The organism is Pseudomonas sp. 01L34 (assembly GCF_056400265.1).
Genome location: NZ_JBFTSX010000003.1, coordinates 708,471 through 722,485, shown reverse-complemented (window position 1 = coordinate 722,485; position 14,015 = coordinate 708,471). Strand labels below are relative to the sequence as shown.

Genomic DNA, 14,015 nt, shown 5'->3' with positions numbered 1-14,015 from the left:
AAAAACGCCCCACGCGAAAAGAATCAAACGTGGGGCGCTGCGTTATACCGCGAGACGGTTCGGAAATTCGTGTAGGGCGGGTCTGATCAGACCGCAATACCTTTGCGGCACTGCAGTTGCGCGGTGCGCACGCGGGAGAAGGCGCGGGCCAGACGCAGGAGCATTTCGTCGATATTGGCCTTGCTGACCGTAAGGGCCGGGGTAAAGCGCAGGCAATCGGCTTGCGGCGCATTGAGCAGCAAGCCTTCGTACAATGCAGCCTTGACTACGGCGTCGGCCGAATCGTCGGACAGATCGAGCCCCCAGAGCAGCCCTTGCCCACGCAATTCGCCGTGACCATAGCGATGGGCCAGACGACTCAGGCCTTCGCCCAGATGCTGAGCGGTTTCCCGCATATGATCGATAAAGCCCTTGTCCTGCACGCTGTCGAGCACGACAAGCCCGACGGCACTCATCAACGCATTGCCATGATGAGTACCGCTCATTTCGCCGATTTCGAAACAACAGGCCTTGCCTCGCGCCAACAATGCCGCCAATGGCACGCCACCACCGAGCCCTTTGCCGAGCACCACGATATCTGCCCGCACGCCGTAGGAGTGTTCGGCAAGCAATGTGCCGCAGCGCCCGACGCCGGTTTGCACTTCGTCAAATATCAGCAGAATGCCAAGCTCACGACACAAGCGCTCGACGCCCTTGAGGTAGTGCTCGGTAGCGGGAATCACCCCGGCCTCGCTCTGGATCGGTTCGAGCATGATCGCGACCGTCTGGGCATCCACGGCCGCATGCAAGGCGGGCAGGTCATTGAACGGGACATGGCTGAAGCCCGGCAACTGTGGCTCGAATCGGTTGATCAGATTCGAACTGTCCGACGCAGAAATCGTCCCGAGGCTACGACCATGACAGCCTTTACTGGCCACAATGATCCGCGAAGCGCCGCCACGATGTTGCTGGCCCCATTTGCGCGCCAGTTTGATCGCCGCTTCACAGGCTTCGCTGCCACTGTTGAGCAGGTACGCCTGGTCACTGCCGGTACTGGCGCAGAGCCGGTCGGCGAGGTTGAGCACGCCGCGGTTGTGCAGTCCGAAACCCGGATTGATCAGCGACTGAGCCTGCTCCGAAATCGCTTTGACCAGTGCCGAGGGGCTATGTCCGAGGCTATTGGCGCCGCCACCCTGTGAGAAATCCAGGTAAGCGCGGTTATCGCTGTCCCACAACCAGGAGCCTTGGCCACGCACGAAAATCTGTTTCGGTCGTTCGACACTGGGCATCAGGTACTCGCTGGAAAAGTTGTCGCTTCTGGCCGGCAGGGAAGTGTCCATCGCCAGGTCATCAAGGCTCGGTGGCTTGCGTCGCAGGTTGAACAGATTCATCGGATAAAACCTCGTCCGAGGTTTTTTGCCTTGCCTATGTAAACACCATCGCTGTAAACGGTATTCATCGTGCTTTATGGCCCTGTAAGCCTTGTGAATGCGGTTAGACTAGGCGTAGGCAAGGCACTGAGCCATTTCGATTTCTCAGCATTTTTGATAAGTGTTAGTTATGGATTTCAAGCAACTGCGTTATTTCGTCGCGGTTTACGAAGAGGGCCATGTCGGTCGGGCCGCCGAGCGGCTTTCTATCTCCCAGCCAGCGTTGTCCCAGCAGATCCGCCAACTCGAACAGAACCTCGATGTGAGCCTGTTCGAACGCAGCAGCAAACGTCTGCTACCAACCCTGGCGGCCCACACGTTGTACAACCATGCCCTGCCCTTGCTCGATGGCTTGCAACGCGCGCGCGAAGCCTTGGGCAATTTCAAGGGCAAGGCGTTGCGAACCTTGGCCATTGGCGTACTGCAGACCGTCCACTCCAGCCTGGTGCCGCAAATGCTCGAACGCGTGCGCAAGGCACAGCCGCATCTGGTGGTGCAGATCTATGAACTGACCGGCCTGGAAATCGAGCGACGACTACTCAATGGTTCGCTGGACATCGGGATCAGTTACCTGCCGCCCCGTCAGCCGGGTTTGCACGGCGTGCCGTTGTACGAAGATGAGCTGACCCTTGTCATCCCGGCGGACCATCCGTTGCGCGAATTCAAGAAGGTCTCCATGAGCCAGGCGGCCGAGTTGCCCATGTTGCTGTTGGGTGAAGAGTTCCAGGTACGGCAGATCTGGCAGGCACAACTGGCCAGTCTTGGGCGCCGGCCGCAGGTGCAGGCCGAGCTGAACAACATGGCGGGGATTCTCGACAGCCTGCCGCACACGCGGCTGGCGACTGTGCTGCCCGGACGCTCGCAAAAGACCCATGGCGACCAAGAGTTGCTGTGGAAACCACTGAGTGAGCCGCGGGTGCCGCTGAAAGTGGGGTTGGTGTGTCGGGATGTGCAGCGGCAACAGGCTTCGCTGGCGTTGTTGCGGACATTGCTGGAAGAGGTGATGGATGAACACTTGCGTAGCCCGACGGCCCTGGATGGGTTGAGCTGAACTTTTTTGCAGGCAAAAGAAAACCCCGCCGAAGCGGGGCTTTGCAGACTGTTTCCCTGACATCCATTTCACTCCGCCGTCCTGGCAGAATCCTACGTGTCCGTGTTGTTGCTTTGCGCTTCCTGCGCGACGTCCATGTGAAGTAGATTAGCTCTGGATCCAATCTGCGCATATGGGAAAACAGCAGCACGTCATGTAAGAGAATGCTTACATGACGTTACAGACGTCAGAACTGTCCTGCGTCCAACAGGAACAACGATTCGCTTCCTGCCTTTACCGACGCGCTCAACGAATGAATACGTGGCAGCAGACGAGCGAAATAGAACCGCGCCGTACCCAGTTTGCTCGCGTAGAAATCGTCCTGCGCTTCTTTGCCGAAGGCTGCCTTGGCCATCAGTGCCCACATGTAGGCATAGGCGGTGTAACCGAATGCTTGTAGATACTCGACCGAAGCAGCGCCGATTTCGTTCGGGTTGTTTTTCGCCCGGTCCAGCAGCCATGCGGTCAGATCGTCGAGGGTGCCCACTGCATCGTTCAGCGGTTTGGTGAACTCCGCCAAATCAGCACTGGCCGTCGCGGTGAAATGACGAATCTCGTCAGCGAACAGTTTGTAGAATGCCCCGCCGCTGCCGACGATCTTGCGCCCGACAAGGTCCAGCGCCTGAATACCATTGGTGCCTTCGTAGATCTGCGTGATACGCACGTCACGAACCAGTTGCTCCTGGCCCCACTCACGGATGTAGCCGTGGCCGCCAAAAATCTGCTGGCCATGAACTGTGGTTTCAAGCCCCAAATCGGTCAGGAATGCCTTGGCAACAGGCGTCAACAGTGCGACCAGGTCTTCTGCGCGCTTGCGGGTGGTGGCGTCTTCGCTGAACTTGGCGGTGTCCAGTTGCATCGCCACGTAAGTGGAAAATGCACGGCCGCCTTCGTTCGAGGCTTTCATGGTCAGCAGCATGCGACGCACGTCAGGGTGGACGATGATCGGGTCAGCCACTTTGTCCTTGTTCTGCGCGCCGGTCGGCGAACGGCTCTGCAGGCGGTCGCGAGCGTATTCAATGGCGTTCTGGTAGGAACGTTCACCCGAGGCCAGGCCCTGGATGCCAACACCCAGACGCTCGTAGTTCATCATGGTGAACATCGCCGCCAGGCCTTTGTTCGGCTCGCCGACCAGGTAACCCACGGCTTCGTCGAAGTTCATCACGCAGGTTGCGGATGCCTGGATACCCATCTTGTGTTCGATCGAACCACAGGTCGCCGGGTTGCGCGCACCGAGGCTGCCATCGGCATTGACCATGAACTTCGGCACCAGGAACAGCGAAATACCTTTCGGCCCTGCTGGCGCGTCCGGCAGCTTGGCCAAGACCAAGTGGATGATGTTCTCGGTCAGGTCGTGTTCGCCGCCGGTGATGAAGATCTTGGTGCCGCTGACCTTATAGGAACCGTCAGCCTGAGGTTCGGCCTTGGTGCGGATAATCCCCAGATCAGTACCGGCGTGCGGCTCGGTCAGGCACATGGAACCGGCCCAGACACCGGCGTACATGTTCGGCAGGTACGCGGCTTTCAGCTCTTCGCTGGCGTGGGCGTTGATCGACAGGCAGGCGCCGGCGGTCAGCATCGGATACAGACCGAACGACAGGCTGGCGGAGTTGACCATTTCTTCGACCTGCGCCGAAACCGCCTTGGGCATGCCCATGCCGCCGTAGGTTGGATCGCCACCGACACCGACCCAACCGCCTTCAGCGTAGGTCTGATACGCCTGTGGGAAACCGGCCGGGGTGGTGACGGCACCGTCGGCCCAGTGGCAACCTTCTTCGTCAGCCGCACGGCTCAGGGGCGCGATGCTTTTGCTGGTGACCTTGCCGGCTTCTTCCAGAATGGCTTCGACGGTTTCAGCATCGACGGTCTCGGCGAGCGCAGGCAGTTCGGCCCAGAGTTTGGCGACCTCGAAAACTTCATTGAGGACGAAGCGCATATCGCGCAGGGGCGCTTTGTAGTCAGCCATGGCAAACCTCGCAAGATCTAAACAGGTGGTTCGTAGGAATAGTGATTTCGCTGTGTCCGAGTGTACCTCAACAACTTTTACGACACATAGGGTCAGCCCATGACCGATTTGTTATTTTTAGTCACTGACCTGTTCTTCATAAAGAAGCCCGCAGCAAGGCGGGCTTCTTTATGGCCGATTTGAATGATTAAAGTGCAAACAACTCCGCCGGCAACTTCATCAAACAGTCGCTACCCGCCTCGATGGCCGCCCGATGAGCAGCCGTACGCGGCAGTAAGCGCTTGAAGTAAAACTCGCTGGTCGCCAGCTTGCCTCGGCAATAATCGGCATCACCGCTGCCCGCCTCCAACTGCGACTGAGCCACCAGCGCCATGCGTAGCCACAGGTAGCCGAGGATGATATAGCCGCAGTACATCAGGTAATCCACCGAGGCGGCGCCGACCTCATCCGGATTTTTCATCGCAGCCATGCCGATCCTGGTGGTCAATTCACCCCACTGCTGATTCAGATCGTTGAGTTGCGCCACATAACCGCCGAGTTGCGGGTGCTCAGCGTTTGCCGCACAGAACTTGTGGACGATTTTAGTGAAGCCGCGCAGCAGTTTTCCCTGACTGCCAAGGACTTTGCGCCCAAGCAGATCCAGCGCCTGAATGCCGTTGGTGCCTTCATAGATCGGCGCGATCCGGCAGTCGCGAACCAACTGCTCCATGCCCCACTCACGAATGAAACCGTGGCCGCCAAACACCTGCATGCCGAGGTTGGTCACCTCCAGCCCGGTGTCGGTCATGAAGGCTTTGCAGATCGGTGTGAGGAACGCCAGCAAATCCTCGGCGTCCTGACGCGCCGTTTCATCCGGGCTCAGGTGCGCAGCGTCCAGCAACTGTGCGGTGAAGTAAGTCAGCGCCCGGTTGCCTTCGTTGAAGGCCTTCATGGTCAACAACATCCTGCGCACATCGGGATGCACGATGATCGGGTCGGCAGGTTTTTCCGGGGCTTTCGGGCCGGTCAGCGAGCGCATTTGCAGACGGTCGTTGGCGTATTTGACCGCACCTTGGAAGCTCGTCTCCCCCAGACACAAACCTTGCATGCCGGTGCCGAGCCGCGCGTGGTTCATCATGGTGAACATGCAGTTCAGGCCCTTATTCGGCTCACCGATCAAGAAGCCCTTGGCATCGTCGAAATTCAGCACGCAGGTGGCCGAGGCCTTGATGCCCATTTTGTGTTCGATCGAACCGCAGGAAACGCCGTTGCGCTCGCCTGCCTCGCCCTCGGCATTGGGTAGGAATTTGGGCACGATAAACAGAGAAATGCCTTTAGTCCCCGCTGGCGCGTCCGGCAGTTTGGCCAGCACCAGATGAATAATGTTGTCACTCATGTCGTGCTCACCGGCGGAGATGAATATCTTGCTGCCAGAGATCGCGTAACTGCCATCGGCCTGAGGCACGGCGCGGGTCTTGATGATGCCCAGGTCGGTGCCGCAATGGGCTTCGGTCAGGCACATGGTGCCGGTCCATTGGCCTGCGGTGAGCTTGCTCAGGTAGGTCTGTTTCTGTTCTTCAGTGCCATGGGCATGGATGGCCGACATCGCACCGTGGGTCAGGCCGGGGTACATGCCCCAGGACGTGTTACTGGAGCCGACCATTTCGCTGATGACCAGCCCCAAGGAACTTGGCAAGCCCTGGCCGCCGTAAGCCGGGTCCGCCGCCAGACCATGCCAGCCGCCTTCCACGTATTGTGCGAATGCTTGCTTGAAGCCTGTAGGCGTTGTGACCACACCGTTGTCGAAATGGCAGCCTTCTTCGTCGCCGCTGCGGTTCAGCGGTGCGAGAACGTTCTCACAGAATTTCGCGCCTTCTTCGAGAATCGCATTGACCATGTCCGGGCTGGCATCGGAGGCCCCCAGCGCGGCGTAGTTGCTGTGAAAATCAAACACGTGATCGATCAGAAAGCGCATGTCGCGCAGGGGAGCTTTGTACTCGGGCATGTTCATTTCTCCGGCAGCAGATGGCTCAAACCTACTGCCGTGCATCACACCTCACAATCACAGTCCAGACGCTGAATGCGCCATCATCACTCAACCCGCAGCGGCGTCCATGCGCACTGCGCCACGGCGGTTCTGACCGAAGGCCATCACACAGTTTCGCCCCGCGCCCTTGGCGCTGTAGAGCGCCTGGTCGGCGGATTTGAGCACTTCTTCGGGGGTGCGTTGTTCCAGGCGTTCGGCGACGCCGATGCTGACGGTGACCGAAACACTCGAGGCACCCGAACCCGCGCGACGCTGGCGCCCCTGCTGGTCATCCTGGGGACGGCTGTCCTGATTGCGCAGCTGGATGTTGTAAGTGGCAATGGATTCGCGGATGACCTCCAGATGCGGCATGCACTCTTCGAGGGTCTTGCCTGCGAACACCAAGGCAAATTCCTCACCGCCGTAGCGATATGCCCTACCGCCACCACTGATTTTCGACAGCTTGCTGGCGACCAGACGCAACACTTGGTCGCCGACATCGTGGCCGTGGGTGTCGTTGAATTTCTTGAAGTGATCGACGTCGCTCATCGCCAGCACGTAATTGCGCCCCAGCCGTTGCATGCGCTCGTTCAGGGCGCGGCGCCCCGGCAAGCCGGTGAGTTCGTCGCGGAAAGCCATCTGATAGGCCTCATGGGCAACCGCGGCGGCAATCATCAACATCACCTGGCTGCACATGATGTTGAGGGTGAAGGGCAGGATGAAGGTTTTCGGCAACATCCAGAACAATCCCAACAGCCCCACCAATTGCGCAGCGTGCAAGGGTCTTGGGTTGCGCCAGTATTGCCAGGCCAATAACAGGAACGAGGCGATGAACACGGGATAAGACAATTGGATCAGGCTCATCCACGCACCATGCAACGCCGGCCAGCGGATCTCCGACAGCCACATCAGCAGCGCCTGTGGGTAACTTTGCTCCAGCCCCAGCGCCACACTGCCGAACGCCAGCAACACAGCGAAACGCGCCACCATGTCCTGGAACAGGTGAGTACGCTCTTGCCAGGCAGCGAACAAGCCAAACAGCAACGGCAACAACAGACAGCACAGATGGAACACCACCGCGGCGTCTTCACGAACCTTGCCGTTGTCGCGGTAATAGTCAGTCTGGGTGTCGAGCAGAAAGTAGGCGATGTACACCGTGACCATCAGAAACAGTTCACGCTGACGTCGATAAACCGCGCAATACGCACCGCCGAGCAACAGCACCAGAGTGGGCAGCACGTTGAACAGCGAAGTGAAGAAGACGTTGAGATCCTTGACGTAGGCAGCCGCAAGCCCCGCGAGCAACAACAGCAGCGATGGCAAAAAATGGCTGAAACGTACAGCGGAAGAACGCGGCAAGGGTAAAGCTCCGACCCGGCAAACAAAGATGGCATTGTGCCTGCATTTGGCGCAGCTAAGCACGTGCAACGTGACAGGCGTCACATCGCAGCCTCTTTAACGGCAGCAAAGTCGTTCTTCTTAGCGTTTTAGTCAGGAATATTTAAAGACGTGATCGTTTGCGTCAGGCATAAAAAAGCCGCTGCTTCCGAGGAAGCAGCGGCTTTGTGAAGAGACTGCGTAGGGCTTAGTAACCCAGTGCGAAGTCTTCTTCTTTCATGTCCATCAGGTTGTTGGCGCCCGACAGCATGGTTGCAACGTGAGTGCGGGTACGCGGCAGGATGCGCTGGAAGTAGAAGCGCGCAGTCTGCAGCTTGGCGGTGTAGAACGCCTCTTCGGTGGTACCGGCAGCCAGTTTCTCGGCCGCCAGACGCGCCATGTCAGCCCAGAAGTAGGCCAGGCAGGCGTAACCGGAGTACATCAGGTAGTCCACGGATGCTGCGCCGACTTCTTCGCGATCTTTCATGGCCGCCATACCGACCTTCATGGTCAGCTCGCCCCATTCTTTGTTCAGCGCAGCCAATGGCTCGACGAACTCTTTGACCGCGTCATTGCCTTCGTTGCTCTGGCAGAACTTGTGGACGATCTTGGTGAAGCCCTTGAGCGCTTCGCCTTGAGTCATCAGCACTTTACGGCCCAGCAGGTCGAGTGCCTGGATGCCGGTGGTGCCTTCGTACAGCATCGAAATACGGCTGTCGCGAACGTTCTGCTCCATGCCCCACTCGGCGATGAAGCCGTGGCCACCGTAGATCTGCACGCCGTGGTTGGCGGATTCGAAACCGACTTCAGTCATGAAGGCTTTGGCGATCGGCGTCATGAAGGCCAGCAATGCGTCGGCTTTCTTCTTCTCTTCTTCATCGACGCCGTATTTGACGATGTCGACTTGCTTGGCGGTGAAGTAAACCATCGCACGGTTGCCTTCGGCGAACGCCTTCATGGTCAACAGCATGCGACGAACATCAGGGTGAACGATGATCGGGTCAGCGGCTTTGTCCGGCGCTTTCGGGCCAGTCAGGGAGCGCATTTGCAGGCGATCGCGAGCGTATTTCAGGCCGCCCTGGAAGCCGATCTCGGCGTGTGCCAGACCTTGCAGCGCGGTACCCAGACGTGCGGTGTTCATAAAGGTGAACATGCAGTTCAGGCCTTTGTTCGCCGGGCCGATCAGGTAACCGGTGGCTGCGTCGAAGTTCATCACGCAGGTGGCGTTGCCGTGGATGCCCATCTTGTGTTCCAGGGAACCGCAGCTCACAGCGTTGCGCGCGCCGATCGAGCCATCTGCGTTCGGCAGGAATTTCGGCACGATGAACAGCGAGATGCCTTTGGTGCCGGCAGGTGCGTCCGGCAGACGTGCCAGAACGATGTGGACGATGTTGTCGGCCATGTCGTGCTCACCGGCCGAGATGAAGATCTTGGTGCCGGACACTTTGTAGGAGCCGTCGGCCTGAGGTTCGGCCTTGGTGCGCAACATGCCCAGGTCAGTGCCGCAGTGCGGTTCGGTCAGGCACATGGTGCCGGTCCATTCGCCGGAAACCAGTTTGGTCAGGTAAGCCTCTTGCTGCTCAGGCGTGCCGTGCTCGGAAATAGTGTTCATCGCGCCATGGGACAGGCCTGGGTACATGCCCCACGACCAGTTGGCCTCGCCAACCATTTCGCTGACAGCCAGGCCCAGAGACTCCGGCAGGCCCTGGCCGCCGTGCTCTACATCGTGGGCCAGGCTAGGCCAGCCGCCTTCGACGAATTGCTTGTAGGCTTCTTTGAAACCGGTCGGGGTTTTAACGCCCGACTCGCTCCAGGTGCAGCCTTCGGTGTCACCCACGCGGTTCAGCGGAGCCAGCACCTGCTCACAAAACTTGGCGCCTTCTTCGAGAATGGCGTCAACCATGTCCGGAGTTGCGTCCTGGCAAGCCGGAAGGCTCTGATAGTGCGCTTCGTAGCCGAGCAGTTCGTCACGAACGAAGCGAATATCACGCAAGGGGGCCTTGTAGTCAGGCATAGCGATAAACCTCTGCTGATGTAACCGGGAATGAACGACCGTGGTGATTTGTTGTGACGGTCAAACAGTTGTTTGAAACATACGTTTACGCCCAAACCTTGTCAAGCGCCGATCTTTTGCCGTTCGTCTTCGATCTATGAAAATCTTGGGTGCGCAGTGGCGCAACGTCGTTGATTGAGCAACACGTCATGTAGGAGAGATTAGTTGAGGGAGAAGGACTTACGCAGAAAAACGCCGCGAACAGGCGCGGCGCTGGGGTAGTGAATTCAATGAGGAATCAGGCGAAGGTATCGATCAACGTACCGAGCATTTCATCGGAGGCCTTGGCGACTTTGACGCCAAGTTCCACCTGGAACTTGCCTTGAGACATCTCGACCACATTGCTGGCCAGATCCGATTGCTGGCTGCGGTCTACCGAGCGCAGACGATCGACCTGAACCTCGGAGGACTGACTGGTGACCGAACGCTCGATGGTGTTGTTGGCGATCTGCCCCGAAGCCTGATCGACGCGGCTCTGCCCTGTCTGAATAGTGCTCAGACCGGCATAGAAAGCGGTGTTTCCTGAGATTTCCATGGGAGAACTCGTCCTACAAAGGATCAACAGCGGCCATTGAACCAGACACGCCGCTAAAAGGCCCGACAAAAACACTAATGGCACAGTGCCTTATCATAGGTAAAACCCACGCCAGAAACGTCAGTCCAGCAGATCCAGCTGTAGATGTTCGGCCACCGCTTCGGCCGTCACCGACTTGAGTTTCGGCACCCGCCCCAGGCACGGCGCGGGAATGCGCTCGGCCAGCGTCGCCAGGTTTTCTTCCAGGCGCGAGGTCTTCGGATCGATGATGTTCGCCACCCACCCCGCCAACTGCAAACCATCCCGAGCAATTGCCTCAGCCGTCAGCAGCGCATGGTTGATGCAGCCCAGGCGCACACCAACCACCAGGATTACCGGCAGATCCAGCGCCATGGCCAGGTCTGACAGATTGTCTTGATCCGCCAACGGCACTCGCCAGCCGCCAGCGCCTTCGATCAAGGTGAAGTCCGCCTGCAGATCGAGAACCTGCCGCATTGGTGCCAGCAACGATTGCACGGTCAGCGCCACGCCAGCCTCCCGCGCCGCCAGATGCGGTGCGATCGCCGGCTCGAACGCGACCGGATTGACCTGATCGTAGGTCAACGGTATCGAGCATTCGGCCAGCAGTGCCAGTGCGTCGGCGTTACGTAATCCCTTGGGCGTCAGCTCACACCCGGAGGCTACCGGCTTACCCGCCGCTGTGCTCAAGCCTGACAATCGCGCGGCATGCAGCAAACCTGCGGCGACGGTGGTCTTGCCGACATCGGTGTCAGTACCGGTGATGAAATAGGCTGCGCTCATAAGGGTTTCTCCAGCACGGCGTAAACCACTTGATAAGTCGCCGGCAGTCCCTGTGCCTGACGAAACTGCTCGTAAGCCTCGATCAAGCCGAGGATTCGCGCCCTGCCGGTCAAACCGCCCGGCCGACCGGGGTTCAGGTTATGCGCCCCGAGTGCCTTGAGCTCATGGGTCAGGCTGCGGACATCGGGGTAATGCAACACATGTGGATGTGTTTCAAGGCTGATGACCTTCAAGCCACTGCCCGCGCAAAGCTGCTGGTAAACACCGAACTCGCGGAAGCGGTTGACGTGCACCATGCCATCCACCTGACGCCAGCTGTCGCGCAATTCGTACAGCGTGCCTACACACAGACTAGCAAACGCGAAAATACCGCCCGGTTTCAGCACCCGATACGCTTCGTTGAGCACCGAGGCGAAATCCGCGCACCATTGCACCGCCAGGCTGGAGAAGACCAGGTCGCAGGTCGAATCCTGCAACGGCAAGCGTTCGGCATCACCGGCGATGAAATGGTTGGCGCCGCCCAAGGGACGGGCGTGATTGAGCATCCCCTCTGCGATATCAAGGGCCAGCCCGTTGCCGGCAGGAAAACGCTCACCGAGCGCACGGCTGAAATACCCGGTGCCACAACCCATGTCCAGCCATCGACCCGGGACAAAATCCTCCGGCAAGCGACGCAACAATTCATTGCCAACGTCGCGCTGCAATTCGGCCACGCTGTCGTAGCTCGCCGCCGCTCGGGAAAAGGACGCCGCTACCTGGCGTTTATCGGGCAAGCCGCCGGGCAGGTTGGGAATGGACAAATCAGTCATCACCGGACTCATGCAAAAAGGCCTGAATCGCCCCCGCCACACCGTGGGGGTCTTCCAGAAGAAACGCGTGGCTGGCCTGTTCAATCAGACCGATTTCGACATCCGGCAGCAGCGCCAGCAAATCCCCCGCCGCTTCGGCCGGGACCAATCCGTCGAGACCACCGAACAAGTGCAATTGCGGACCGCGAAACGCCTGCAACGCTTGCCGGGTATCCAGCTGTGCAAGCAACTCCAGGCCGCTCATCAGCACCGATGGAGACGAAAGCGGTGCGCCAGCGAGCAACAGCCGCGATAGCCCGCGCGGGTCTGCGGCACCTTGGGTGCACAGCAGCGAGAAACGTTTCAACGTCATGCCCGGATCGGCTTTGCAACCGGCCAGAAACGCGTCGAAGGTCTCGCCAGGCATCCCGCTCGACCACTGCTCATGGGCGACAAAAGAAGGGTTACTCGCCAGGGTCACCAAACCGCAGCAACGGTCACCGCGCTTCGCCGCCAATTCGGATGCCAGCATGCCGCCCAATGACCAACCACCTAGCCAGGCATCCTGGGGCAGCGTCGAATCCAGTTCATCGAGCCATTCTTCAAGGTTGCTCGATTCCAGTTCCGGCAGTGGTTCGATTTCGACGCGCAGATGCTCATCCAGGCCTTGCAAGGCAGCCGCCAAGGGTTCCAGCGGAGAAATCCCGAGACCCCAGCCCGGCAGCAGAATCAGACGATCACGCATGGCTTGGCTCCGGTCCCAGTTGTTGAAAACAATCGGCCAGTCCATTTAACAATAGCTGCACCTGCGCCTCGCTGTGAGCGGCGGTCAGGGTTACGCGCAAGCGTGCGCTGCCGGCAGGCACGGTCGGTGGACGGATCGCGGTCACCATCAGGCCACGCTCACGCAGCATCTGCGACAGCCGGACCGCACGCCCGGCATCGCCAATCATGATCGGCTGGATCGGCGTGAAGCTGTCCATCAACTCCAGGCCAATCTGCTCGGCGCCTTGGCGGAACTGGCGAATCAGCGCCTGCAAATGCTCACGTCGCCAGTGTTCGCTGCGCAACAATTCCAGGCTTTTAAGCGTCGCGCAGGCCAGTGCCGGCGGCTGGCTGGTGGTGTAGATGTAGGGGCGAGCGAACTGGATCAGGCTCTCGATCAACTCCTCACTGCCAGCCACAAAAGCACCGGCCGTACCGAACGCCTTGCCGAGGGTGCCGACCAACACCGGCACGTCCTCCTGACTCAGGCCGAAATGCTCGACGACCCCACCGCCATTGGCGCCCAGCGGACCAAAGCCGTGAGCGTCATCGACCATCAACCAGGCACCTTTGGCCTTGGCTTCCCGCGCCAGCGCCGGCAGATCGGCGATGTCACCGTCCATGCTGAACACGCCGTCGGTGACCACCAGCGTATTGCCGGTGGCCTTCTCAAGGCGGTTGGCCAGACTGGCCGCGTCGTTATGCAGATAGCGATTGAAACGCGCACCGGACAGCAAACCGGCATCCAGCAACGACGCGTGATTGAGCCGGTCTTCCAGCACCGTATCGCCTTGCCCGACCAATGCGGTGACCGCGCCGAGGTTGGCCATGTAGCCGGTGGTGAACAGCAGTGCGCGCGGGCGGCCGGTGAATTCTGCAAGGGCTTCTTCCAGCGCGTGATGCGGGCCGCTGTGGCCAATCACCAGATGCGAAGCACCACCGCCCACGCCCCAACGAGACGCGCCGGCGCGCCAGGCTTCGATCACTTGCGGGTGATTGGCCAGGCCCAGGTAATCGTTGTTACAGAACGCCAGCAATGGCTGACCATCGACCACCACTTCCGGGCCTTGAGGGCTTTCAAGCAGCGGGCGCTGGCGATAAAGGTTTTCGGCACGACGGGCAGCAAGGCGTGCGGCGAGATCGAAAGACATGCAGGCCTCGAAGATCAGAGTGTAGGAGCCTGCTTGCTGGCGATAGCATCACCACGGTCATCAGACAGACCGTGG

At 59.5% G+C, this 14,015-nt stretch carries 11 protein-coding genes; 1 reads left to right on the top strand and 10 read right to left on the bottom strand.

Annotated features, from left to right (window positions below):
• Positions 1–86: 86 nt before the first annotated feature.
• Positions 87–1,370 carry an aspartate aminotransferase family protein gene (locus tag AC1DQM_RS11855; RefSeq protein ID WP_477746220.1) on the bottom strand — a complete coding sequence of 428 codons (1,284 nt, stop codon included), beginning with the start codon at positions 1,368–1,370 and terminating at the stop codon, positions 87–89.
• 169 nt (positions 1,371–1,539) lie between these two features.
• Between AC1DQM_RS11855 and AC1DQM_RS11850 the strand changes: the two genes are divergently transcribed.
• A complete protein-coding gene (locus AC1DQM_RS11850; RefSeq protein ID WP_028940266.1) occupies positions 1,540–2,460 on the top strand; it encodes a LysR family transcriptional regulator in 921 nt (306 codons plus the stop codon).
• A 226-nt stretch (positions 2,461–2,686) separates the two neighbouring features.
• Here the strand turns inward: AC1DQM_RS11850 and AC1DQM_RS11845 are convergent, their stop codons facing one another.
• From AC1DQM_RS11845 to bioF, 9 genes are all read right to left on the bottom strand, one after another.
• On the bottom strand, positions 2,687–4,465 hold the full coding sequence (locus AC1DQM_RS11845) for an acyl-CoA dehydrogenase C-terminal domain-containing protein (protein WP_018928824.1): 1,779 nt from the start codon (positions 4,463–4,465) through the stop codon (positions 2,687–2,689).
• 187 nt (positions 4,466–4,652) lie between these two features.
• On the bottom strand, positions 4,653–6,449 hold the full coding sequence (locus tag AC1DQM_RS11840) for an acyl-CoA dehydrogenase C-terminal domain-containing protein (protein ID WP_477746219.1): 1,797 nt from the start codon (positions 6,447–6,449) through the stop codon (positions 4,653–4,655).
• Positions 6,450–6,539: 90 nt separating this feature from the next.
• Positions 6,540–7,829, bottom strand: a complete 1,290-nt coding sequence (locus AC1DQM_RS11835; RefSeq protein WP_018928822.1) for a GGDEF domain-containing protein — start codon at positions 7,827–7,829, stop codon at positions 6,540–6,542.
• Between the two features lie 226 nt (positions 7,830–8,055).
• Positions 8,056–9,861, bottom strand: a complete 1,806-nt coding sequence (locus AC1DQM_RS11830) for a phenylacyl-CoA dehydrogenase (protein WP_007936490.1) — start codon at positions 9,859–9,861, stop codon at positions 8,056–8,058.
• 277 nt (positions 9,862–10,138) lie between these two features.
• Positions 10,139–10,435 (bottom strand): hypothetical protein, encoded by a 297-nt coding sequence (locus AC1DQM_RS11825; RefSeq protein ID WP_018928821.1) that lies wholly within the window; start codon positions 10,433–10,435, stop codon positions 10,139–10,141.
• A gap of 120 nt (positions 10,436–10,555) precedes the next feature.
• A complete protein-coding gene (gene bioD / locus AC1DQM_RS11820) occupies positions 10,556–11,236 on the bottom strand; it encodes a dethiobiotin synthase (RefSeq protein WP_018928820.1) in 681 nt (226 codons plus the stop codon).
• Positions 11,233–12,045 carry a malonyl-ACP O-methyltransferase BioC gene (gene bioC / locus AC1DQM_RS11815; RefSeq protein ID WP_477746218.1) on the bottom strand — a complete coding sequence of 271 codons (813 nt, stop codon included), beginning with the start codon at positions 12,043–12,045 and terminating at the stop codon, positions 11,233–11,235. The genes bioD and bioC overlap by 4 nt, the downstream gene beginning before the upstream one ends.
• Positions 12,038–12,769, bottom strand: a complete 732-nt coding sequence (locus AC1DQM_RS11810) for an alpha/beta fold hydrolase (protein ID WP_018928818.1) — start codon at positions 12,767–12,769, stop codon at positions 12,038–12,040. Before AC1DQM_RS11810 ends, bioC begins: the two co-directional genes overlap by 8 nt.
• Positions 12,762–13,940: an 8-amino-7-oxononanoate synthase gene (gene bioF, locus AC1DQM_RS11805; protein ID WP_477746217.1), complete on the bottom strand. Its 1,179-nt coding sequence runs from the start codon at positions 13,938–13,940 to the stop codon at positions 12,762–12,764. Before bioF ends, AC1DQM_RS11810 begins: the two co-directional genes overlap by 8 nt.
• Positions 13,941–14,015: the final 75 nt, after the last annotated feature.

Bases quoted from the DNA above. Each gene is read 5' to 3' on its own strand.
- AC1DQM_RS11855 (WP_477746220.1), bottom strand. From the start codon at position 1,370: ATGAATCTGTTCAACCTGCGACGCAAGCCACCGAGCCTTGATGACCTG.
- AC1DQM_RS11850 (WP_028940266.1), top strand. From the start codon at position 1,540: ATGGATTTCAAGCAACTGCGTTATTTCGTCGCGGTTTACGAAGAGGGC.
- AC1DQM_RS11845 (WP_018928824.1), bottom strand. From the start codon at position 4,465: ATGGCTGACTACAAAGCGCCCCTGCGCGATATGCGCTTCGTCCTCAAT.
- AC1DQM_RS11840 (WP_477746219.1), bottom strand. From the start codon at position 6,449: ATGCCCGAGTACAAAGCTCCCCTGCGCGACATGCGCTTTCTGATCGAT.
- AC1DQM_RS11830 (WP_007936490.1), bottom strand. From the start codon at position 9,861: ATGCCTGACTACAAGGCCCCCTTGCGTGATATTCGCTTCGTTCGTGAC.
- AC1DQM_RS11825 (WP_018928821.1), bottom strand. From the start codon at position 10,435: ATGGAAATCTCAGGAAACACCGCTTTCTATGCCGGTCTGAGCACTATT.
- bioD (WP_018928820.1), bottom strand. From the start codon at position 11,236: ATGAGCGCAGCCTATTTCATCACCGGTACTGACACCGATGTCGGCAAG.
- bioC (WP_477746218.1), bottom strand. From the start codon at position 12,045: ATGACTGATTTGTCCATTCCCAACCTGCCCGGCGGCTTGCCCGATAAA.
- AC1DQM_RS11810 (WP_018928818.1), bottom strand. From the start codon at position 12,769: ATGCGTGATCGTCTGATTCTGCTGCCGGGCTGGGGTCTCGGGATTTCT.
- bioF (WP_477746217.1), bottom strand. From the start codon at position 13,940: ATGTCTTTCGATCTCGCCGCACGCCTTGCTGCCCGTCGTGCCGAAAAC.